Raw genomic sequence first — 23,637 nt, forward strand, 5'->3', positions numbered from 1 at the left:
TCAGGGCTCAGGCCAAAGTCAGATTTCGAAAGTTGGTGTCTCCTTTCTGCTTATCACTATAGAACCAAAAAGAATGGCACCAACCATACATATGATTGGTGCCAAAGAAAACTCGTAGGATGAACGCCCATATATTAATTGTAAATAATCTTGTTGCTGACTAAATATATCGTTTATACGTACTTCCTTTCAGATTATAAACCTAATTTTGCCATAACCATTGCCAATTTAGCTTTAGTTTCTTCATTTTCTTGTTTAATTCTTGCATTTTCTTCTTTCAATGCAGTAATTTCATCATTCATTACATATATAGAGCTGATTGGACCACCTTTATAACGTTCAGGAATTTCTTTTTTAGCGGTGGAGGAACCCACTTTTTTAGTTACTCCAACATTGAACATGTTATTTTCATCATCAAGAGTTACACCAGCGTGGAACATAGTGCTTTCATCAGTGAAGTGAGCCACACCAACTGCTACAGCAGATTTATTATGATAATGACCATATGCAGCCATGATTTGAGTTGGTTCCAATGGATCGTATTGAAGTGGTTTCAAACCAGCCAATGCTGCCGCATTTGCACCAGTTGTATTTATTTTGCTATCCAAACCATTAAATGCACTATTTACACCACTCAAAGTAGCTTGTACTTGACCTACAGTTGCTGCATCAGTAGCAGATGTACCAGGTGCTACATTATGGATTTGGTTACCTCCATTATTCAAGCCATCAGTAGTCAAGGATACAATCTTACCAGGGTTTGTAGGACTAGAAGCACCAGTGATAGTTATACCATTACCATTAGTTACAGTTGTGTTACCAGCTGCATCTGTAGTTGTTACATTTGTAACAGAGATTGAATCTTTAAGTGCAACATTAAATACTTTACCATTTGTAGCTGTATCTAATGATTCCGTAACTTTAATATTATTACCTGCGGTAACTTTACTATGTGCACCACCACCGATACCAGAGATCATATTTCGTACTTGAGTCAAGTTAACTGCATCAGTACCATTAACGGCTGTAGCTACATTGCTAATCGTTTTATTACCAGCATTGATACCGTCTTTTGTAATGCTAGGACCAGTAGCAGCACCCGTGTTGTCGGTGAAAGATAGACCAGAACCATTTACTACAGTTGTATTACCAGCAGCATCTTTAGATGTGAGACCAGCATTGCTGATTTTAGTCTTACCAGTTGTAACAGAACCATTAGTGCCAAGATCAATATTTTCAGCTAATTTAACAGTTAATGTATCTGTACCATTTGCAGTTACCACAACATTGTTAGTTGTACCATTACCAGTTGTACCACCAACTACATTAACAGTCGTACCTAATGCACGGTTGAATTGTGTGCCAGTATCTCCTTTAAAAGTCAATCCACTATTAACAGTATTAGTCAAATTAGTAATATTTTGCTTTACATCAAATAATTGACCACCATTGACTGCATCTTTACTATTAGCCGCAACTGTGCCATCAGCAACGTTAGTTAGTTTAGTTGTAGCACCAGTTGTTGTGCCATCTGGATTTACAAGGCTGGCTACTGGGTTAGTTACAGCCGTTGCACCTGCTACAGTTGTACCGTCTGCATTTACCTCAGCCGCTTTGTAGTATTTCCCATCATTGGCTTTTACTAAACGCTCACCAGCATCATTTGTGTACACGATAATGCCAGCTTCGCCATTACGAATAGCATTCGTTTTATCCGTTAAATCTTTACCATTTAATCCATCTTTACCTGTTGGTCCAGTAATAGAGGCTCCAGTTGTACCATTAGAACCATCTCGACCATCTTTACCATTGCCAGCTACAGTAGCGGCTGTATTGATTTTATCTTTGATAGATTGTGCTAAATCAACGGTAATGGCATTACCATTTGCAGCCGTTGTTACATAATTAGCAGTACCATTAACTGTAAGAGATTGGGTTGCTAATGCTACGGTTCCTGTCGTACTGTTATCTGCTGCTGTCTTAAGTGTAGTCGCCCCTCCAGTTGTAGGGATTGCTGCAATAGCCGCATCTAATTGTGCTTTATTAACGGCATCTGTACCATTAACGGCTGTGGCTACATGGCTAACTGTTTTATTACCCGCATTGATACCGTCTTTTGTAATGCTAGGACCCGTTGCAGTATCAGTACTATCTTTGAAAGATACACCAGAACCATTGACAACTGTGGTATTACCAGCAGCGTCTTTTGAGGTTACACCAGCGTTACTAATGGCAGTATTGCCCATTGTAACAGAACCAGCTGTACCAAGATTAATCTTTTGTGCTAATTTTACTAACAATGTATCTGTACCATCAGAAACTACACCAATGTTACCATCTGTTAATACAGCACTAGTTGCTGTATTCCCTTTGATATTTAATGTTTCGTCTAGTTTGCGAGTGATAGTTGTACCTGTATCACCATCGAATTTGATCCCTTTTGTAGTAACTGCAGTATTGGCAGCTTCTGCTGTTGTTTTTACATCAAATAATTGACCACCATTGACTGCATCTTTACTATTAGCAGCAACTGTGCCATTAGCAACATTAGTGAATCTAGTTGTAGCACCAGTTGTTGTACCATCTGGATTTACAAGGCTGGCTACTGGATTAGTTACAGCCGTTGCACCTGCTACAGTTGTACCGTCTGCATTTACCTCAGCCGCTTTGTAGTATTTCCCATCATTGGCTTTTACTAAACGCTCACCAGCATCATTTGTGTACACGATAATGCCAGCTTCGCCATTACGAATAGCATTTGTTTTATCCGTTAAATCTTTACCATTTAATCCATCTTTGCCTGTTGGTCCAGTGATAGAGGCTCCAGCTGTACCATTAGAACCATCTCGACCATCTTTACCGTTGCCAGCTACAGTAGCGGCTGTATTGATTTTATCTTTTATAGATTGTGCTAAATCAACGGTAATGGCATTACCATTTGCAGTCGTTGTTACATAATTAGCAGTACCATTAACTGTAAGAGATTGAGTTGCTAATGCTACGGTTCCTGTGGTACTGTTATCTGCAGCTGTCTTAAGTGTAGTCGCTCCTCCCGTTGTAGGGATTGCTGCAATAGCCGCGTCTAATTGCGCTTTATTAACTGCATCTGTACCATTAACGGCTGTGGCTACATGGCTAACTGTTTTATTCCCCGCATTGATACCGTCTTTTGTAATGCTAGGACCCGTTGCAGTATCAGTACTATCTTTGAAAGATACACCAGAACTATTTACAATTGTTGTATTGCCTGCAGCGTCTTTTGAAGTTACACCAGCGTTACTAATGGCAGTATTGCCCATTGTAACGGAACCAGCGGTACCAAGATTAACCTTTTGTGCTAATTTAACTAATAGTGTATCTGTACCATCAGAAACTACACCAATATTACCATCTGTTAATACAGCACTAGTTGCTGTATTCCCTTTGATATTTAATGTTTCATCTAGTTTGCGAGTGATAGTTGTACCTGTATCACCATCGAATTTGATCCCTTTTGTTGTAACTGCAGTATTGGCAGCGTCTGCTGTTGTTTTCACATCAAATAATTGACCACCATTGACTGCCTCTTTACTATTAGCAGCAACTGTGCCATTAGCAACATTAGTTAGTTTAGTTGTAGCACCAGTTGTTGTACCATCTGGATTTACAAGGCTGGCTACTGGGTTAGTTACAGCCGTTGCACCTGCTACAGTTGTGCCGTCTGCATTTACCTCAGCCGCTTTGTAGTATTTCCCATCATTGGCTTTTACTAAACGCTCACCAGCATCATTTGTGTACACGATAATGCCAGCTTCGCCATTACGAATAGCATTCGTTTTATCCGTTAAATCTTTACCATTTAATCCATCTTTGCCTGTTGGTCCAGTGATAGATGCTCCAGCTGTACCATTAGAACCATCTCGACCATCTTTACCGTTGCCAGCTACAATAGCAGCTGTATTAATTTTATCTTTGATAGATTGTGCTAAATCAACGGTAATAGCATTACCATTTGCAGTCGTTGTTACATAATTAGCAGTACCATTAACAGCAAGAGATTGAGTTGCTAATGCTACGGTTCCTGTCGTACTGTTATCTGCTGCAGTCTTAAGTGTAGTCGCCCCTCCCGTTGTAGGGATTGCTGCAATCGCCGCGTCTAATTGCGCTTTATTAACGGCCTCTGTACCATTAACGGCTGTGGCTACATTGCTAATTGTTTTATTCCCCGCATTGATACCGTCTTTTGTAATGCTAGGACCCGTTGCAGTATCAGTACTATCTTTGAAAGATACACCAGAACCATTGACAACTGTTGTATTACCAGCAGCGTCTTTTGAGGTTACACCAGTGTTACTAATGGCAGTATTGCCCATTGTAACAGAACCAGCTGTACCAAGATTAATCTTTTGTGCTAATTTAACTAACAGTGTATCTGTACCATTAGAAACTACACCAATATTACCATCTGTTAATACTGCGCTAGTTGCTGTATTCCCTTTGATATTTAATGTTTCGTCTAGTTTGCGAGTGATAGTTGTACCTGTATCACCATCGAATTTGATCCCTTTGGTAGTAACTGCAGTATTGGCAGCGTCTGCTGTCGTTTTTACATCAAATAATTGACCACCATTGACTGCCTCTTTACTATTAGCAGCAACTGTGCCATTAGCAACATTAGTTAGTTTAGTTGTACCACCAGTTGTTGTACCATCTGGATTTACAAGGCTGGCTACTGGGTTAGTTACAGCCGTTGCACCTGCTACAGTTGTACCGTCTGCATTTACCTCAGCCGCTTTGTAGTATTTCCCATCATTGGCTTTTACTAAACGCTCACCAGCATCATTCGTGTACACGATAATGCCAGCTTCGCCATTACGAATAGCATTCGTTTTATCCGTTAAATCTTTACCATTTAATCCATCTTTACCTGTTGGCCCAGTGATAGAGGCTCCTGCTGTACCATTAGAACCATCTCGACCATCTTTACCGTTGCCAGCTACAGTAGCGGCTGTATTAATTTTATCTTTGATAGATTGTGCTAAATCAACGGTAATAGCATTACCATTTGCAGTCGTTGTTACATAATTAGCAGTACCATTAACAGCAAGAGATTGAGTTGCTAATGCTACGGTTCCTGTCGTACTGTTATCTGCTGCAGTCTTAAGTGTAGTCGCCCCTCCCGTTGTAGGGATTGCTGCAATCGCCGCGTCTAATTGCGCTTTATTAACGGCCTCTGTACCATTAACGGCTGTGGCTACATTGCTAATTGTTTTATTCCCCGCATTGATACCGTCTTTTGTAATGCTAGGACCCGTTGCAGTATCAGTACTATCTTTGAAAGATACACCAGAACCATTGACAACTGTGGTATTACCAGCAGCGTCTTTTGAGGTTACACCAGCATTACTAATGGCAGTATTGCCCATTGTAACAGAACCAGCTGTACCAAGATTAATCTTTTGTGCTAATTTTACTAACAATGTATCTGTACCACTAGAAACTACACCAATATTACCATCTGTTAATACAGCACTAGTTGCTGTATTCCCTTTGATATTTAATGTTTCGTCTAGTTTGCGAGTGATAGTTGTACCTGTATCACCATCGAATTTGATCCCTTTGGTAGTAACTGCAGTATTGGCAGCTTCTGCAGTTGTTTTCACATCAAATAATTGACCACCATTGACTGCATCTTTACTATTAGCAGCAACTGTGCCATCAGCAACGTTACTCAATTTTGTAGGAGTAGTCGTAGATCCAGATGCATCTAATAGACTTACATGAATATCGGAGTGAGCAACTGTACTGGCACCAACTTTAGCCTTGCCTGTAGTGGAATCAATATCACTTTCTAAATAATACCCCTCTGTTGTACCAGTAGAGTCCGTTGTTTTTACAACTTTATTACCATTAGCATCTACAAAAGCTGTTTGCTTATCATTTTGAGCATCTACTGCAAGCTCTGTTAAAGTGTTGATGGCTTTAGCATGTTCATTTAATGCAGCTTGCGTGATATCATCAAGCATTAAATCATAAGATGCCATAGTACTTGCACCAGCTTCAGCAAGGCCTCCAATATTTGCAAATGCTAAATTGTCTGACAATTTACTAATAGTTACAGTTTTACCCGTAGTCGTAGTAGTTTTGGTGCCAAGGACTTCTGTCTTGATTGTACCTTTCTGGGCTTTACCAGGTGAGGAAATTACGGTTTGTTTAGTTTCTACTGGAGAAATTTGAGCAGCTTTTTTAACTGGACTTGTAGCATGAATATAGTTTCCATTACTATCAACAGTGCCACTATCATTCCACATTTTAGTAATATTACGAGTAGATGTTGCTTGCTCTGTACCATTTGCCACAAAGGATGTTTCTGGAATTAACTGACCATTTGCATATATATAAGCAGTAGTATTCGTATTCCCATTAAATGCCATACTTGTAGGATTTGCAATTTTACCAGAAATTGAATATGTACTAGAATCCATAGCTGTTAAACTTGTACCAGGCAGTAAAATACCACCGACATATGTAAGATTATTTGAGGTCTTCACTTCAATTGTGCCAACTGTAGTAGTCGCCCCTTCTGCACTAGCGGTATTCACACCACTAGTGATTACAGTTAAACCTAATATAGCCATTGCCGCTAATCTAGCAGATCCTCGAAAACGACATGTACTTTTCCCCTTCTCAGATGTAACTACATTGCATCCTTTTTTTTCATTCCAAACCACTTTAAAAATTTTGTTCATGACATTCCCCTAAATAAACTTAAAATAATCCATTAAAAACACTTATAGTTAATACATGCATCAATCTTATCAATTCTGAATATCAAAATCAAGAACAACATCTATTAAATAAAGGAAACTTATCGCAATTTTGAGTAAAATGTTAAGATTGCATTATTTTATTATTTTGATAAGATTTACTTATGTTTTTATTATAAAATCCTCTTCGTAAATCAGCTGCTTAACAATCTTAATGGAGCAAATATCATCTACGTTCAAAAGGGAGGTGTGGGTGTCTAAAATCTGACTTTGGCCCGTTCTCTTTTTACCCGATGTAATCAATGACTTACCAATCTTAATAAGCTTGGTAGCATCTACGTTCAGAAAGGGGACGAGGGTGACTAAAATCTGACTTTGGCCTCAATCCATAAAAAGGACGCAATCGCGTCCTTTTTCTTCTCCCTATATAACACGGGAGAAAGGAATCAATAGCCTCTATCAGCCGACTTTGGCCCTTTCTTTACTATACCCCCAATAATCAGCTGCTTAACAATCTTAATGGAGCAAATATCATCTACATTCAAAAGGGAGGTGTGGGTGTCTAAAATCTGACTTTGGCCTGAGCCCTTTAGGGCGAAGAAAAAGCCGGTGGAAGATTTTAGACACCCACACCTCCCTCTGCCGTAAATAATATGGTCTAGTTAAGATTGTTAAGCAATGATTACTCCTGATTCGCCATGGAAAACCCCGACCTACTGCTCATTCTCACGAATTCGTCGATATCTTGTGTTTCATCAACACCAACATAGCCCATTTCTCGAACTATACCATGTGGGTTAAGCAAGGATAGTTGCGGTTCTGGTCCGGTGAGAACCCATAGCACCTTATACCCTTTTGGTATATCACGTAGATGTTCTTCCCCTTTACCATCCGTAAAGTATACTAATAAATCTACATGTTGTTGATTGGCTAAGGCAAATACTGGTGAAAAAGCAGTAGCCCCTCGTACATCAAGGCGCGGTTTCACATCCTTTACGGATTCCATTGTATAGGTGCGGCGTACCTCATTATCACATTCTATAATAGTAATGCGATGATTATACGCATGTACTATTTGTAGCACTTGCTCTAGTGCATTGGTAAATTCCAAATCCGTAATACTGCCACTCATATCGAGGGCTACCCACACATTCGCCTTATGTTGGCGTAATGTGCCAGACAATTCTAGACGCTCAGGCTGACGACGATTGCGACGCATCGTCGTTTTTTTATGTCCGCTAGCCACCTTGCCCATTAATTTTTTAAGATAAAAATACCAAGGTAAGGAACGTCGAGTCTTTTGGAATGTATCGATAAGACTTTTTACATACCCTTCCATATCTCCTTTTGATGCTTCGTTGATATAGCGTTCTGTAATTTTATCCATGGTCTCTGTATCGATAGAATCAGACTCATCCCATATATCATGGCTTGAATCAGCATTAAACTCCATTGCTATGATTTGACTGGAATCCTCGACAGCTATAAAAAGATCTGGTTTTTCCTGCATCGCTTTATCAATGGCCTTTGCGTAGTACTCCAATGTGCGGAATCGCTTTAGTAAAAGTCCATATCTCGCATTTACATTGGCAACGGTTATAGCATCGCGGTCTACATGTTCTAAATAATCGTTTACAACCATGTCCATGGCCATGTGAACAGCTTTTTTATTAAATCGTTGACTAAGTTCTTTGACCCGCATCAAATGAGCGGATATAACATGTAATATTTCTCGCTTAATACCATCTTTCATAACATCCGGCGGTTGTCGTAACATAATGAAAGGATTCACGTATAGCACATAGCCACCGTGTTTGAGGTTAAAACCAAAAGCGCTAGTCATGTCTAAGCGTACACGATGCGTCATTTGTAGATAAAAATAGCCAAAGAATTGATCCTCGTCAAGCAATAAACTATTTACATCATGCAAGATATGCCATAAATGCTGTTCATAGCCATCGGCTAGTACGTGTTGTGTCAACACATCGAGATCTGTGCCTTCGCCCTCATACAGTTCCGTTAATCCCTTGCCTATCGTGCCAATATGACTATCCGACATATTGTGATTTACCATATCTACAGCAATATCTTCTGCCTGTTGTTTATGCACTGGATGTTCATCTACATACGCTTGATAACGCGCGTATAGTTGCTCATACAACGCATCCGCATCACGAGCAATCTGATTACGCTTTCTATGCCATCGATCGAGTTCCTTAATAGCCTCTTCATCATAGCGCCCCGTCTTCTCCCATCCGTCTATATGAGTGAGCAGGTCAGACGCATCCCGAATATCGTCTTTATCTAAATTTCGATTCATAAGTTCTACCTGTCATATGACTTTCACAATTAACGATTGGCTTCAAAAAACGTTTCAATAAAAAGATTATCCTCAATAGCATAGCTATACACATGAGCATATGTGTTGCGTAAATCTTTCATAACAGCAATACGCAAATCACCAGGATACAATGTAATAAATTCGATAAAGTGATGAACTTCTTCTGCATTACTATTGTGATTCAAACGATACAACATATTTTTCGCGGATACATAGAGACGAGTAGGACTTTCACCATTGACACGTTCTTGTAAGGACATAATAGCACCAGGCTTATGCACTGCCTCTAATACATCATCAAATGAAATCAATGGCTCTTGTTCCGTTTCAACGAAATTAACAAAGGCCTCCGCAATAAGTTTTCCCACATTACCACGGATAACATTTTGGAATACTTCACGGCTATAACCACCTTCCTTATAGATACCATAAATATGAGATATCCGTTCAAAGGAACGCGGTGTCGCATCGATATCATCTTCATGACGTTGATTTAAATAATCTGGATAAGAGGAAATAAATTCCACCACCTTATCTTCAATGCCTGCAGAAATAGCCCAGTCAATCCACTGCATATAATCCGCTTCCATATAAAGCCATACGAAACGATTTTGTTGAGCTGGATCCATATCAATCGTTTGGTAGTCAAAGGAATCCTCTGGGTTCATAGCCGCAATGATGCGCACATCATCGCTCAAAGCAAATCCATTGATTTCTCGGTTCAAAATCAAATTCATTAATTCTTGTTGTACCGCATGCTCTGCACGATTAATCTCATCGATAAATAGCAATACATGACGACCTGCATTAACAGCTCGTGACACATGTTCCAAGGTATGATGCACGGCATACACGGTTGTTTTAATCTCTTTAACTGTACCGTCACTATCTTTATGTGAAACCGTTTCTACCGTTGGCAATCCCCCTATTTCCCCTTCTTTTAAAAGATTGCCATCAATGGTGACGAGTTCCCAATCATGAACCTCTGCTACACGCGCTGCTAGCGATGTTTTACCAATCCCCGTTTCACCAACGAGCAAAGGTACTTGATTAGCAGCTAGCACTAATTCCACACTAGCCATTGTATCTGTAAAATTCATTATGACTCCTTCTTAATTAATATAGTAAATACTGGTCGATAGCAATTTTCTTTGCCTCTATAGATCCGTATACATCAACTAATGACAATATATCGATGGGCCATGTTGATTGACGTCCGCCTATTGCAGGATTAGTTACGAGTTCTCGCACATAGCGATCTTCTACAGCAGGATTTGCAATCATTTCAGTTATAATTTGTCGAACCATGTCGACAGTTAAGCCTAGTTGTTTTGGCACATACCCAAGTATCAATGTAGAAACCTTCAATAACTCTACCACTGTTTCTAAATCTAGATTCGTAATTTGACGCATAGCCTGCGGGTCTTGTAACACGGCGGCTTTCAAAATGTCCAATGTAGGATTCTGGATATAACGCAATGCTAAATAATTAGATTTTACAGCTGCCATTTGAACCTGTTCTGATGGATTGGCAATATATTGCAATGCATCATATTGTGTTTCTACAGCCCTTAACTGTAATTCCTCTGATGGATTTGTAATATATCGAATGGCCCAGCCCGATTGGTCTAAGGCAATGCGAACCACTTCATCTGACGGATGTTGAATATACTCAAGTACCGCCCAATCTTGTTTGACTAATGAAATCAATAATTCGTCACTTGGATTGTCCACATATTGAATGGCCCGTGGCGACTGTGCTAACGCAGTTTCAATCACTCGATCAGTAGGATTTTTAATGTACTGTAATAACATCCCATTCTGTTCCACACAGACTAACTGCATTTCCTCTGTAGGATTAGGGATATTGCGTACGCCATGGGGATTGTTTTTGAGAGCCGTTATATATTGTTCCTCTGTCATACTATCCTTCTTTTCTATCTAAAAAGGCCATACGAATACGTACGGCCTATACTGAATTCTATTCCTATTGTATCATAATTTTTCGATATAATTATATCTGTTTCGTATACTTACTACACTGTTAATGCATCTAAATCAGAATTATTCCCAATAACTAATAATTTATCATCTTCACCGAGGATGGTAATTGGGTTTGGTGGAACTTCTAAATCCTCACCGCGTCTTATGCCTACTGCATTAAGATTATATTTCTCACGCAAATTGGAATCTTTCAAACATGTGCCAACCATAAATGAAGGCATTTTTATTTCTATAAGACTGATATTTTTGGATAGTTGTAAATAATCCATCACATGGTCTCTAGTTAAAAATTGTACAAGACGTAATGCCATATCATATTCAGGGTAAATCACTTGATCTACACCTATTTTATGAAGCATTTTACCTTGTATATTATTTTCAGCCTTGGCCACAATTTTAGGTGCGTCTAACTCTTTAAGAAGCATAGCTGTCATTAGATTGGCTTGAAGATTTCCACCTATAGCCACAATAACCATATCAAACTGGCTTAGCGCCAATGCTTTGATTGCCTCTTCATCGGTTGTATCTGCAACTATAGCATGTGTTATAAATGGTGAAATTTTCTGTACAACTTCTGGATCAATATCTACACCTAATACCTCATGATCCATGGAAGCTAACATCTTGGCAACAGTGCCACCAAATTGACCAAGACCTATTACTGCTATCGTTTTATGTTTCATATATGCCCCCTTTTATATTCAATCTAATCTGTTTTTATAACAATACACGCTCTTCTGCATAGCTAATTGGTTTAGTCGGTGCCGTTCTTAACGCCCAAGTACCAATAACAGTCATAACCCCAACACGGCCCGTAAACATGACAAGCATCAACACCCATTTACTACTTTCAGATAAATCAGGTGTAATCCCCGTCGAAAGACCTACGGTCCCAAAGGCAGAGGTTACCTCAAAAAGTATTCGAATAAAGTTATACGGCTCATCCCAAGCTAAATAGCAAGTAGCAAGCAAAACAAGAAGGATGGATAAAAAGATTATCCCATTTGCCTTAAGGACAGTAACCAACGAAATACGACGTTCAAAAACCTCTGTATCAGAACGATTATTAAATAATGTACGCGATGCTAGAAAAGCGACAGCAATAGTACTAATTTTAACACCGCCTCCTGTGGAGTTAGGACCTGCCCCGATAAACATAAAAATGATGGTAATAAACAGAGTTATGGGATGTAAATCATTATAATCTACAGTTGCAAGACCTGCCGTACGAGGGGTAATCGATTGAAATAGAGCAGCCATGACCTTATTCCATATAGGTAAAGGACCAAAAGTTTTGGGATTCGCCCACTCAACTCCCAAGAAAATAATAGTCCCTAAAAGGATGAGCACCGTTGTGCCAACTAACATTATTTTTGTGTGTAGTTTTAAATCTACAAAACGTCGTAGCTTGCGATGCGACCAAATATCAAAGGTTGCGAGATATCCGAAACCACCTATTACAATAAGGGCCATTGTATTTATATTAAATAATACATCGCCCACCATGGCATAAGGTAGATCATTATCAAAGAATATAAACCCTGCATTACAAAAGGTCGAGATGGATTGCATGATTCCCGTATATAATGCAGCATCACCAATATAAGGATATAGCTGAATGGTATAGAGAATACCACCAATAATTTCGGCACAAAATGTATAAATAGTTAGCTTTTTCGTAATGTGTAAAAGCCCTTTCATTCCATCTTGCCCTACATCCTCAGATAAAAGCACGCGATTTTTTAGACCTACCCGTCGCCCTAATACTAGAGCGATAATAGTGGTAAAGGAAACAATCCCCAAACCACCTAATTGGATAAGGATTACCATGACGATTTTGCCAAACAAGGACCAATGATAATAGGTATCTACTGTCGCCAATCCTGTTACAGAAACGCAAGATACTGCGGTAAAAGCTGCATCTACAAGCGCTGTACTATGGCCTTGAGCATTTGATAGGGGCAACATGAGCAATATCGTCCCTATAGTCATAACAGCCAAAAAGCTAAGAGCTAATAGACGATAAGGATTATGTTGCATATATTGCTGAACTTGATTTTTTGAAGTATTTTTCCACATAACCATAATCCTATCCTATAAGCGCCTTGATATCTTCTAAACTCGGCAATGGACTGCGGCCGCCAATTCCTTGCGTATTAAGAGCTGCTACAGCAGAAGCAAAAGTAGCCGCTTTTTCTAAGTCCTCGTGCGCACAACTATGGAGTAAATCGATAGCATTTAAGGACTGGCTCGTTTCATTCATAGTTGATGTGTTAGTACCATCTGCTATTTTGCAAAGTGTTTTTGTAAGCATATACAAAAAAGCACCATGGAAGCTATCTCCAGCCCCCGTTGTATCTACTACAGTAGCTTGAGAAAATGGTTCACATCGATAAGATGTTCCATCAGGCCATACAAAATAACTACCATTAGCACCATCGGTAACACCTGCTATGAAGGCTCCTCGTTCATGAATGATACGACAAGCATCTTCTAAATTAGTTGTGCCTGTATATTTTTCAGCATAGTCTCGAGCTACGATAACGATGTGACTGGCTTCTGTAATAGGCTTCATATCTTCATCGTAGCGTTGAGCACCACCATCTAAAGAAATAATAGTGCCTACCTCTTTTGCAACGGCCATAGCAGAGCGCATGAGTTTGCGATGTCTACCATTGATATGCAAAATATAGGCAGATTCTATGAGTTGTTTATGAGCCTCTAAGAACTCAGGCTCAGTTGCAGTAGCTCGTTCAAAAAATACAGCTCGCTCCCCTGTCTTCTGTTTCACAAGAATCGTTGCAGTTCCACTCTTAGCATCCGCATCAACTTGGATGCCCTCTGTATTGACATTATATTTATGAAAGTCTTCTAGAATATAGCGTCCAACCATATCATCCCCAATACGGTCAATCATAATAGTACAAGATCCATATTTACCAGCCGTGGCTAGTGCAGTCGCTACCGGCCCGCCGCCATCTGTAGTAGACGAGATGGCCTGTTGCACCTCACGCCCCGTTGGAAAATGATCAACCACGATGAATCGATCTAAGGTACTAGCCCCAATACCAACTATATCTATCACTTCGTTAGGAAATGCATTCATACTAACCTCCTAATACCTTGTATAACTATATGTACAGAATACATTCCGAAACATAAAAAGTAAACCCTAGACCACGATATATTCTCGTTAAACTGAATAGTCCAGTTTAAAGAATAGATTGTAATCTAGGGTTTTAATACTAAGATAAAACGTACCTGTCAATGTTTGTAGTTATTTATATGAGAGGTTGTTAGTGATAATTAGGACATCATACGTTCCATCATGTATTCAATTTCATCAGCGCTTAAATTCGCCATAGCTTGAACCATGCGATTTGCTGCTTCACCAGAGGCACCACTCTTAGCGATTTCTTCTTTCGCTTTTGCCATGAGTGCTTCTTTACGTTGCGCTTCTGTCTGTTCATCGGTTGGTACCGAAATATTTGCCTTTCCTTGGCCGATACCACGTACCTCTTGGTTAGGATTTTCTTTAGATGTAGTCTTCGTATCTTGAGCCGCTACGGATTCTAAGGCAAAGGAATTTTTACCAGTTAAAATATATTCCATAGCCTCCAATGTACTTTGCGTGATATTAACAGTCCAGAATTCACCGGCTGCCGTTAATTTATAGAGCAAGCCATTGTAGGAGACTAAACCACGTTCTTCCCAAAGTTTATACAACCAATTCAATTCGCCTAGCTGCGGATCCATAGCTATTAAAGTATTGATATTTAAGTAACCTTGTTCAAGTTGGCTCACAACTTGATTAACAAATGGTTGTAAATCACTTTGCTTCATAAGTGCCATAAATGGTTTTTCACCACGGCTTACCATATCTTCATACGGTTTTAGTGCGCGATGTAGCATCATGCCATATCCATCAACATTCCCCCCTGCACCGCTGCCGAATGGGAACATTGGTACACCTGCTTTAGCTAAGATATTGTACAAGCTACGTTCACGATTATTAGCACTCCAATGAGCAGCGCTTAATCTACGGTACGCACGGGCATCTAAGTATTTACGACCAAATTCGAACATATCACCTTGCATAGCCGTTGTCGCTGCAGGTGGCACCTTACCGCTCGCAATATCCCGGTTTAGATCACTTCCATCGAATACATTCAATTGATATAGGTCAGCACCATCTACACCAGAACTTACTAAGTCGGCTAAGTCTTGTTCCCAAACCTCCATTGTTTGACCAGGCAATCCGTAAATCAAGTCGATAACAACAGAACATTGACCATACGCCTTTAGGGCCGCTAGCCGTTCTAGTACGGTTTCTTTTGTATCCAAACGACCTACCATTTGGCGCACTTCAGTATTAAATGATTGGATGCCAATAGACATACGGTTAACGCCATTATTCATCCATACTTCAAGATTTTCAGGAATCAAATCATGAATGCGACCTTCTAGGGTAAGCTCATAATCATTAGCTAGTGGTAAGTATTCTTTAATCGCTTTTAACAAGCGCTCAGAGTTTGCTGGAGATAAGGATGTCGGTGTGCCACCGCCAATGAATACAGCGTGGATAAGACCATCCTTTAAGCGCGGGCTTTCACTAGCCAGCTTAAGTTCCCCAATAAGGCCATCAATATATTGGTCTTCAATACTTTGGCTCGTACCATTTTGAAAGAAACCACAGTATGTACATTTCGTTTTACAAAACGGAATGTGAATATAGGCACATTGCATTTGACCTTTTTTAGGGGCCCCCTTCATAACAGCATCCCATACATTTTGTGATTCCTTAGGTGAAATCAAAGTCCCATTAAGCCCTGCATGAACAACGCGTTTATGAGGAAAAGCGCCGCTCATAGGATTATCACAGGCTAAACCGAGTTGCAGATTCCGTTGTTTCTCCGGAATGGATTCAAAAAAGCTTGCTAAACTCATACGTTTCCCCTTTCACTCGTTAGCCTTGCAACTTTGCAAGCACAGATTTAGCAAATTCTTTCGCATTTGCAAAATCTTGTTCATCAGGATGCGTTTCTGCCGCCTTATGCAATGCATCACGTTCAGGGCTTTGTCCATGAGCAGATCCTGGTGGGAACATTTTGTACATCATCTCGATTACTTTAGGATCAATTTTACCTTGACATACAAAACCATCCACCAAAGATTCTTTATTAGGCAATAATGTAGATGCTTTTTCAATACTTTCACGAGCATGATCAGAATCAGCATACATCCCCAATGTAGCAAAGAATACGACATGTTTATTGTTCAATGTTTCAATCAATTTAGCAGCTTCTTTATTCGCTGTGCCGCGGTCTACCCAAAACCCTACAAATACGGTATCGTAATCTGCAAGGTTTGCAGGCGCTTCTTTAACAGGCACACAAGGTGTACCTTCTGGCATTACAGAAGCCATCGCTTCTGCTACACTTTTTGTATTTCCCGTGAGTGATGAATATAAAATAATAGTACTCATTAATATCTCCTTTTATAAATTATAATTAATCTTCGTCATCTATACCTTCTGCCATGTCAAATCGTACAGGAACATGGACCGGTTGTACATCACCTGAGTTATTTGGGTATGGTAAGGAGCGATACACAGCGTCCATAGCCGATTCTTTCAATAGTGGATCATCACCAGATTCCACATATTGCTCTATGCCATTACCATTTGTATCAATACGTACAAAGACTACGATTGTTTCATGAACTTCTTTATGTTGTCGAATGTATTGCTGTGGCATTACTTTTCGACTATTAACAGTGTTATAAAAACCTTGTGTATTAAAGGCTGCACGTGCTGTACCATGACCATCACCACTACCTGGTCCATCACCTGTACCTGTGCCAGAGCCTCTACCATCGCCAACACCTGTACCTTCGCCGGTACCATGACCGCCGCCTTTGCCGCCGCCAGAACCGGCACCTTCACCACCACTTTCACCAGCAGTTCCAGTAGATTTACTATCACTATTCTTAGATGGAACATCGACAGCATCTGGAATATCTGTTGCTGGAGAAGGATCCATATTTGCTACAACAGCCTGCGTTCTTGCCGCCACTTCATCTGCAGACAATGGTTTTGGGAATAGAGATGATCTATCACCGCCACCACCGCCAGCATGACCACTACCGCCATCATCGAGCACACTTTGGGTGAGATCAATTTCATAGGTTTCCATTTCTTGAATAGCTGGAACGACTACAAAAAAGATAACGGCAATAAAGAGAGCAACTAGATGAACTACGGCGGATATAATGGCTGCTTTTTTCCATGATATGCCTAGACCCATAGTTATCCTTTCTGTTCTGCTGCAATAGCTAAGCGTTTAACGCCAGATTGTTTGAGCATATCCATGATGGCTACTACTTGGCCATGAGCTGCTCGTTTATCTGCTTGTAAAATAACGCTAGCATTAGGATTTTCTTGAATACGTTGTTTAATCATAACTTCTGCTTGATCAATACTCATTGGGTTATTATCAATTGTAATATGCCCTTCTGCATCTAATGTAAATACAACTGGCAACTGAGCAGGTGCAGAAGCACTTGTCGCTTGTGGTAATTGTACAGATAATGCTTTTTGAGCAACTGTTTGTAAGCTGTTCATCATGAAGAATACCAACAAGAAGAAGATGATATCAATCATTGGAATGATCATGAATTCCGGCTTAGTTTTCATGCGAAAGCTTTGCAAGTTCATAATTATTTCCACCCTTCTCGTTTAGCTGTAACAATGTTTACACACATATTTTCAATTTGGTTAATAATGGAATCCAAACGATGGCTAAAAACTGTGTACACTATAAAGGCCATAATCGCAACGCATAAACCAGATGCTGTGGCGATGAGGGCTTCGCCTACACCACCTGTAATGGCGGAAGCACCGGCACCAGAGTCAAGGATACTAAAGGAACCAATCATACCTGTTACAGTACCAAGCAAACCTAACAATGGGGAGATTGTAACCGTTGCACTGAGGTAATCCATATATTTACGGAAACCTACTGCATCAACGCCCATTTGATCAGCAAAGGCTGTCTTCATCGCTTCTTCGCTAGAAGCATTATGTAAACCTGCTTGAGCAATACGACTTGCAATGGACGGGTTTTCTTGAATTACTTTATCAATTTCATCCCATTTTTGCAGTTTTGCTAATTCATTAACTGCATGAGTCACCATATAGGTTTTACCTGCATATTTACGGTAAAAGAAAGCACGTTCTACAGCGATAGCGATAACCATAAAGGACAAGAGTAATAATGGATACATTACATACCCGCCACTATGAAACAAGTGAATGACATAATTTAGATTTTCCATACTAATAAACCTTTCTGTCTATTTACAGACTGCATACTAGAACCTGTAGGTCCCTTGAATTCTTGCATAATCGCCTAACTTAAAGCTTTCATTACCATATAAGGTATCTCGTTTATTTGTGCCCTTTGCATCGAATGTATAGAATGCTTCAAGGAGTAAATCCTTGCGTGGAACATAGCCTGCACCAAATGTGAAGCTGCGAATACCATCGAGATAACGATCAGGAACAGCACCTGTGCCATTACCACCGAGGAATGAACCATGAGCAAAGTATTTATAGTCGATGAACGCATTCCAAGATTTTGGAACATCTAGATCAGAACGGCCAATATCGAGCCGTGCCATCCAGAAGTGCGGTGTACCACCCATTTGATGTCCCTTAATAGTGAAGTCCGCTGTACCACGTTCATGATCATATACGGTGTTACCATTCATATAGCGACCAAATTTTGAGCGGTTTTGACCATAATCTACAGTAATTGCTGTGCTTTCACCGATTTGATATTTAGCACCAATGCCAAATACATTTGCAATATTGGAGAAGCTTTGTTCATCATTAGCATTGCCATTTGCATTTAAGAAGGTACGTTTACTACCATTAAAGGACCGTAAATACCATGCTTGTAAGCCAAGACGATGGCCAATTTGTTTCTTAACTTGAACAAAGGCCGCTGTTTCAATTGGTGGAATTGTATCTTTTTCAAGAACAACGCCTTCTGTTTGAATGATGTTACCAATGATTTTACCAATTGCTTCACGTGGTAATTTGTTTTCAGACTCTGCATCATGTACAACCTTTTCAAGATTATACATATAGTTGAACAATGCATTTGGCATGCCCCAACCATATTCAGAACTACCTTCACCCCAATCATTGGAGGACATTGTAAAGTTCTTTTTGTAAATCGCATCTTTAGCATCATAATCACTAAATACATAACTACCACTATCGTATTTATAGGTCTTAGCACCTAAGAAACCTGTAAACTCATAATCACTAGATGGTTGACCATAGTAATCATAGGATTGTTTGAAAGTACCATCAGCTTGTTTAACCCAGACAACATCAAGCTCACTATTGTTATAATTCTTCCAGTTATCTGTAGCATTATATTTAGCAATTTCTGTAACTGACTCGTTAATTTCCGTACTATGATTATCTATATACGCTTTAGGATTTACTAAAGCCTCCTTATTATCGGTAGATACAATAAGACCTTTAGCCTTCTCTTTTAAGTATTCAGGGTATAAAGAAGAGTTCACATTATACATAATGTCCCCGGTCTTATAGAGTTTTTCCCCTGTATTCTTATTAGTGATTTCATACATTGTATAACCACCGGATGGAATATCGAGGGAGAATTTCTTCTCAGACATATCTGTAGGGTATGCCTTTGTAAGAATATCTTGTAAGCGACTCATGATTTGAGCTTGTTTTTGTTGAGTCTCTGCTAATTTAGCATTAGCTTTTTCAATTTCTTGATCCTTATTTGGGTTGCTCCAACTTAGATTTAATGTTGCTTTATACGCATCATACTCATCTTGTAACTCTTTTAGTTGTTGGTAGAAATAGATGCTATCAGTTTTTCCTTTATAAGTAGAATTATAGATACCCTCTGGGCTATCTGGTGCTGGTGCATCTTCTGCGGTCTTTTTCTCACCATCAGAACCAGATTTAGTAGCACTAGCGATATCATATGGATAATCATCACGATTGATACCAATCAATTCTGCTGCTGTTGGTGGTCTACTAATCGCTTCATGCACTACATGGGTATACGCAGAATCACTAATACCTGTGCTATGTTTAAAGCTACCTACACCAACGCGAACTTGAGTATCATTACCTGTCCATACACCGCGAACCCCATCATAAGACTGACCAAACCAATAGCCACTTGCTCCCATAGGTTCAGTTAAACGACCTACGGAAACATCCCATTTCTTAACGCGTCTTGTCAAATCAACAGTATCGAGACGTTGGTGGTTAAAGCCTTTGGAATCTGATTGAGTCCAGCTTGTATCTACGCCACTCATGCCGGACATGCTACCGATAACCGATAGGTTTGTAAACGGATTAAGACGTGCATCAAATCCAAGACGAATGCGTTGTTCAAAGCTATGTCGACTCGCATCATACATATTAGCCTTCGCAGAGCCAACATAAGAATTGGCTCTATATGGAGATTGTGGACGATTCGAACCATCGTGAGCCATCCAGCGAGCACGATAGTCACCAACAAAGGTAACGCCGCGTTCTTTAGTTGTATCAAAATCAGAACGGATAAAATCAGTTAATTTAACAACTTCGGATAGGTTTTGTACTGTAGACTCTGTACCATTAGTAGATACGCCATTTACTACATCACCAGCTGCATTAGCTGATTTATTAACATCTTTACCGATTGGCGTAGTCTTGGAATCACCACCGCCAAACTTGAGGTTTACACCAATGCGATATACACGCTCTTGTGTAGCACGGTCATCATCACGATGATTAAAGATATTATTGATACCAAAATACATCATGGCGTTCTTATTGAATCGTTTTTGAACCATTAGGTTCCAAATACCAAATGTTTTCTTTTGGTAAACTTGCTTTTTATATACCCCGGCATCACCGGATAAAATATCTGGCCAGTAGTTACCACCATTATTTAATGTATTACTATCGAGCATATCAATGTAGTAATCACCCCAAATGGAACCGTTCCAACCTGTTTTTGGATTATCATAGGATACGCCAATATCAATTTTATGCACAGGTTTATCGAGCAATTGCTTTGGCATTGAAGGATCACTCTTATTGATGGCATGTAAATAAGTGTATCCTAATTTACCGGACCAGTATCTGCCGAATTTTTGTTGCACTTCCGCTTGAAGGCCTGTGATTTCAGCCATACCGATGTTTTTAAAGCTGTAAATCATATCTGGAGCACGTTGGTATTTTGCATCCCCTTTCAAATATGGTGCAAAATCTTGGAATTCTCCCGTAAAGTAAACCGACATATAGTTTTTGATGCGATTATGGAATATACCAACACGAGCATAGGTGTTTTTATTTTCGCCTTCTAAACTCATATCAAAGTTCAGAGATTTTTCAGGCTTCAAATTGGGATTACCAGCCCAATACCAACCGAGTTTAGCTACACCAATACCTACTGGATTAGATGCATACATTTCCCAGTTATACCACAATTCGCCCATACCTGGTTCTGTATAACCAGTGCCAATATTAGCTTTAAATCGGCGTTGAGGATTACCATTCACATTGTAGGTCATCCCCATGGATGCCGATAAATTTGAACCAAACAAGCTGCTATTATCAAGGCGAATAATTGGTACAAAGGTTAAATTTTTATTCACCTGCCAAGTGTCAGAAATATAAGCATTCATCTTGCGAATCGTGCCTTGACCTGTAGTCAATCGTTGGTCCCGATTACGATACTCTTCTAAGAAGGCTTTGCCATTCAACTTAGGCGCTTTTTTACGCATTTCTGGATCACTGGACTCACCATATTTAAAGTAATCGCCTACGATATTAGAACGCGTAGCTGACATTGATGGATTTTCAGCCTCTAGTCGAGATTTTAATGCATTATAACGTGATCTAAATTCATCTGATATTGGCTGATTATTAGGTGATGTACTGGACCAAGAACTGATAGCACCTTCAGATAATCCATAATTTACGTAATCATCATAGGTGATACCCGGTTTTTGAGCATCTGTTTCAGCACCATAATATTCATAGTCCATATCCCATTGTGGCATGCCGCTACTGGATTTAATGAACTTATAATCATGAATATGGGAATATACCTTAACGCTGTTATCACCTTTACGTCTTACAAGACGGTCTAATTTATCTACGAGGAGACTCTTATCATATTCCCAAGGGTCAATGTACATTGTACTTGTATTAGGAGAGCTCTTTAATCGGCTACCAGAGCCTTCTTCACGAGCATAGCTGACACCATAGCTAAGGCGATGCTTGTTATTAAGTTGAGTATTCGCATTAAGACGAACATCTAGTTGTTTATGGTCGATATTATCGATATAACGAAGTTCGTTGGATCCTTCATAAGAGGAACGCCCTGTGTAATTGATTAGAGCCACATCATCCTCTTTGATACGAGAATAGTTTGTCTCTACCGTCCAATCACTTTTACCAGCTTTTGAATTCCACGCTAAATTGATAGTATTACGACCAGCTGTACGTTTAAAGTGTTGTTGTGGTTCTAAATCGGAATCAGAGTGTTTAATATCTCGCACAAGATCCTCTGTATATCGGTTGAGACGCATCTCAATTTTATTATTCTTGTTAGCTTCATATGTTGCTACGAGACCAATATCCGAAGCATCCCCGTAGTAGCGAAGCACATTCGGCTTAAAGTTATGTTTTGAGTAATCAAAGGCCATGCCAGATGCGCGACGTTTAACAGATGCTAGAACCGGCATTAAATCACGTTTACTACCAGATAGGCCAACCTTTAATTTCCCCATCTGACCAGAATCGGCACGAATGTAAAAATTTTGGAATGGGAATATATCTCCATCACTTTTACGACGCATACCTTCTGCGTTCAATTGCAATGTTGGTTTTTTAAGCGCTTTTTTAGTGATGATATTAACAACACCACCAATGGCATCGGAACCATATTTAGCACTGGCAGCACCTTGAATAACCTCGATACGCTCAACGTTTTCCGCACCTAATCGTTGCACCTCATCAGCAGCACCTGAATATTTATCAAAATCCCCCAATACTGGTTGTCCATCTACAAGAATCAGTGTATGACGTGCTTCTGCACCGCGAATGGATACACCGACACGCCCCATGGCATCAACGGTTCTGGATACACCCGTTTGGGTAAAAATAATATCTTCGACTGACTTCGCCTGCTTCTTCTCAATTTCTTTCTTAGTAATGATTTGCACTTGCTGTGGATTTAATTTCGCTTCTTCCTCTGCCCATGTACCTCGTACATGTACCACATCAGTCGTGACAGATGCATTATCTGCCATAACCATAAGAGGTGCATTTAGCCATAGTGCAACTGCACTAGATAGGACTAAATAGCGTTTCGTGCGTTCCCATCGGTTCACTGTTGCCTCCTAAAATACTCATTCTTTCTCAACTATAGTTTAATTACACAACCATATATCTCTTATTTTTATAAAATAAAAAATACACTTTACTAACAATAT

13 protein-coding genes are annotated in these 23,637 nt (G+C 39.7%); all 13 read right to left on the reverse strand.

All coding sequences use genetic code 11. From position 1 onward, the window contains the following. Positions 1-194: 194 nt before the first annotated feature. The 13 genes from VEI_RS10280 to VEI_RS07100 all read right to left on the reverse strand — a co-directional run bounded on the left by VEI_RS10280 (position 195) and on the right by VEI_RS07100 (position 23,535). Positions 195-6,728, reverse strand: a complete 6,534-nt coding sequence (locus VEI_RS10280) for an ESPR-type extended signal peptide-containing protein (RefSeq protein ID WP_059363719.1) — start codon at positions 6,726-6,728, stop codon at positions 195-197. Positions 6,729-7,428: 700 nt separating this feature from the next. Further along, positions 7,429-9,066 carry a vWA domain-containing protein gene (locus tag VEI_RS07045; protein WP_059363721.1) on the reverse strand — a complete coding sequence of 546 codons (1,638 nt, stop codon included), beginning with the start codon at positions 9,064-9,066 and terminating at the stop codon, positions 7,429-7,431. A gap of 29 nt (positions 9,067-9,095) precedes the next feature. After that, the gene (locus VEI_RS07050; RefSeq protein WP_059363723.1) at positions 9,096-10,187 is read right to left on the reverse strand and encodes an AAA family ATPase; all 1,092 of its coding nucleotides are present in this window, start codon (positions 10,185-10,187) and stop codon (positions 9,096-9,098) included. Positions 10,188-10,203: 16 nt separating this feature from the next. After that, complete coding sequence (locus tag VEI_RS07055; RefSeq protein ID WP_059363728.1) at positions 10,204-11,010, reverse strand: hypothetical protein; 807 nt, start codon at positions 11,008-11,010, stop codon at positions 10,204-10,206. A gap of 113 nt (positions 11,011-11,123) precedes the next feature. After that, positions 11,124-11,774, reverse strand: a complete 651-nt coding sequence (locus VEI_RS07060; protein ID WP_059363730.1) for a potassium channel family protein — start codon at positions 11,772-11,774, stop codon at positions 11,124-11,126. 34 nt (positions 11,775-11,808) lie between these two features. Next, on the reverse strand, positions 11,809-13,170 hold the full coding sequence (locus tag VEI_RS07065; protein WP_059363799.1) for a TrkH family potassium uptake protein: 1,362 nt from the start codon (positions 13,168-13,170) through the stop codon (positions 11,809-11,811). A 10-nt stretch (positions 13,171-13,180) separates the two neighbouring features. Continuing rightward, on the reverse strand, positions 13,181-14,197 hold the full coding sequence (locus VEI_RS07070) for a carbohydrate kinase family protein (protein WP_059363732.1): 1,017 nt from the start codon (positions 14,195-14,197) through the stop codon (positions 13,181-13,183). A gap of 200 nt (positions 14,198-14,397) precedes the next feature. Beyond that, the gene (hutW, locus tag VEI_RS07075) at positions 14,398-16,038 is read right to left on the reverse strand and encodes a heme anaerobic degradation radical SAM methyltransferase ChuW/HutW (protein ID WP_059363734.1); all 1,641 of its coding nucleotides are present in this window, start codon (positions 16,036-16,038) and stop codon (positions 14,398-14,400) included. A gap of 19 nt (positions 16,039-16,057) precedes the next feature. Further along, positions 16,058-16,576, reverse strand: coding sequence for a flavodoxin family protein (locus VEI_RS07080; protein ID WP_059363736.1), 519 nt, complete (start codon positions 16,574-16,576; stop codon positions 16,058-16,060). 25 nt (positions 16,577-16,601) lie between these two features. Further along, positions 16,602-17,396 carry a hypothetical protein gene (locus VEI_RS07085; protein ID WP_059363738.1) on the reverse strand — a complete coding sequence of 265 codons (795 nt, stop codon included), beginning with the start codon at positions 17,394-17,396 and terminating at the stop codon, positions 16,602-16,604. Between the two features lie 2 nt (positions 17,397-17,398). Further along, a complete protein-coding gene (locus VEI_RS07090; protein WP_059363741.1) occupies positions 17,399-17,806 on the reverse strand; it encodes an ExbD/TolR family protein in 408 nt (135 codons plus the stop codon). 2 nt (positions 17,807-17,808) lie between these two features. Then, entirely contained in the window at positions 17,809-18,426 is a 618-nt protein-coding gene (locus VEI_RS07095; protein ID WP_059363746.1) for a MotA/TolQ/ExbB proton channel family protein, read from the reverse strand. Between the two features lie 36 nt (positions 18,427-18,462). Then, positions 18,463-23,535, reverse strand: a complete 5,073-nt coding sequence (locus VEI_RS07100) for a TonB-dependent receptor plug domain-containing protein (RefSeq protein ID WP_059363752.1) — start codon at positions 23,533-23,535, stop codon at positions 18,463-18,465. Between the last annotated feature and the right edge of the window lie 102 nt (positions 23,536-23,637).

Origin of the sequence: Veillonella tobetsuensis (genome assembly GCF_001078375.1) — a bacterium.
GTDB classification, from domain to species: Bacteria; Bacillota; Negativicutes; order Veillonellales; family Veillonellaceae; genus Veillonella; species Veillonella tobetsuensis.

What these genes read in the sequence shown, in the direction of transcription:
- VEI_RS10280 (WP_059363719.1), bottom strand. Translation starts at nt 6,728, where the DNA reads ATGAACAAAATTTTTAAAGTGGTTTGGAATGAAAAAAAAGGATGCAAT.
- VEI_RS07045 (WP_059363721.1), bottom strand. Translation starts at nt 9,066, where the DNA reads ATGAATCGAAATTTAGATAAAGACGATATTCGGGATGCGTCTGACCTG.
- VEI_RS07050 (WP_059363723.1), bottom strand. Translation starts at nt 10,187, where the DNA reads ATGAATTTTACAGATACAATGGCTAGTGTGGAATTAGTGCTAGCTGCT.
- VEI_RS07055 (WP_059363728.1), bottom strand. Translation starts at nt 11,010, where the DNA reads ATGACAGAGGAACAATATATAACGGCTCTCAAAAACAATCCCCATGGC.
- VEI_RS07060 (WP_059363730.1), bottom strand. Translation starts at nt 11,774, where the DNA reads ATGAAACATAAAACGATAGCAGTAATAGGTCTTGGTCAATTTGGTGGC.
- VEI_RS07065 (WP_059363799.1), bottom strand. Translation starts at nt 13,170, where the DNA reads ATGTGGAAAAATACTTCAAAAAATCAAGTTCAGCAATATATGCAACAT.
- VEI_RS07070 (WP_059363732.1), bottom strand. Translation starts at nt 14,197, where the DNA reads ATGAATGCATTTCCTAACGAAGTGATAGATATAGTTGGTATTGGGGCT.
- hutW (WP_059363734.1), bottom strand. Translation starts at nt 16,038, where the DNA reads ATGAGTTTAGCAAGCTTTTTTGAATCCATTCCGGAGAAACAACGGAAT.
- VEI_RS07080 (WP_059363736.1), bottom strand. Translation starts at nt 16,576, where the DNA reads ATGAGTACTATTATTTTATATTCATCACTCACGGGAAATACAAAAAGT.
- VEI_RS07085 (WP_059363738.1), bottom strand. Translation starts at nt 17,396, where the DNA reads ATGGGTCTAGGCATATCATGGAAAAAAGCAGCCATTATATCCGCCGTA.
- VEI_RS07090 (WP_059363741.1), bottom strand. Translation starts at nt 17,806, where the DNA reads ATGAACTTGCAAAGCTTTCGCATGAAAACTAAGCCGGAATTCATGATC.
- VEI_RS07095 (WP_059363746.1), bottom strand. Translation starts at nt 18,426, where the DNA reads ATGGAAAATCTAAATTATGTCATTCACTTGTTTCATAGTGGCGGGTAT.